The following is a 1,124-nucleotide window of genomic DNA, read 5'->3' on the forward strand; positions in this document are numbered from 1 at the left end:
GTCGGGGCCGGGTCCTGCCCGGCCTCGCCGCCCCGACGTCCGCCGCCCCGCAGGCCCTCCACCCGAACAGCCAGGCCCACCGGATGCCGCACCAGCACCGGCAAGCCCACCAGCCCGATCAGGCCCACCAGCCCCAGCAGACCCGACGACGGTCCACCGCCCGGACCGGGTCGACGGCGGTCGGTGGCGGGCGACCGGAGGACGGCGTACCCGCGCGTGCGGTGTGGCGTCCGCTGCTGACCGGTACCGACGCGGCCTGGGCGCGGTCGTTGGCGTTGGCGCTGCCGCCGGTCGCCCGCGCGGTGGTCGAGGCGGACCTGCCCGCCCTTCCGGCGCCCGGCAGCGCCGTCCGTCGCACCGCACGCCGGCCGGGCGGATCGGCGCGCACCACCCGGCGTGGAAGTGAAGAGGGGTCCCCTGCTCTACCGGAGGCGTTATCAGGGGGCCCTTCCTTACATCCGGCCTTACATCCGGGTGGGGTGGTGGGGGACGCGCTGGATGTGCTGACCGATGCGGCGGTGCGCGCGGCCCTGCCGGAGACCGCACTGGCCCGAGGCGTACGCCCCGGCGCGGCGGTGGCGTCCTGGCTCGGCGCGCTGACCGGGCCGCACCGCGAGTTCACGGCCGACGCGGCGGCGCTGGACGTTCTCCGGTCCGAGCTGGACGCCTGGCAGCGGGACGCGGCGGGCGGGGCGGTACGGGCGAGCTTCCGGCTGGTGGAGCCGTCGACCGAGGAGGTGCCCGGCCCGGTGACGGTGGTGCCGCTCGACCTGGACGCGGCGGTGGGGGACCCGGGCAGGTGGCGGGTGGAGTTCGGTCTGCGGGCGGCCGACGAGTCGGGTCTGCACGTCGACGCCGGTCAGGTGTGGCGCGGCGAGGGCGGCACCGTCGCCGGGGCGCATCCGCAGGAGACGATGCTGGCCGAGCTGGGCCGGGCCAGCCGCCTCTGGCCGGAGCTGGACACGGCGTTGCGGACCGCCACCCCGGAGGCGCTGGAACTGGACGCCGACGGGGCGCACCGGTTCCTGCGCGAGGGCGCGCCGATGCTGCACGCCGCCGGTTTCACGGTGCTGCTGCCGTCCTGGTGGCAGCGCCCGGCGTCGCGGCTGGGCGCCCGCCTGCGG

Annotated in this window: 1 protein-coding gene; it reads left to right on the forward strand. The window is 77.7% G+C overall.

The annotated features are described in order from the left end of the window. On the forward strand, window positions 1-1,124 hold a 1,124-nt coding region (locus EYA84_RS32145), incomplete at both ends, for an SNF2 helicase-associated domain-containing protein (RefSeq protein WP_394347637.1).

It is taken from the genome of Verrucosispora sp. SN26_14.1 (assembly GCF_004307965.1).
Lineage (GTDB): Bacteria > Actinomycetota > Actinomycetes > Mycobacteriales > Micromonosporaceae > Micromonospora.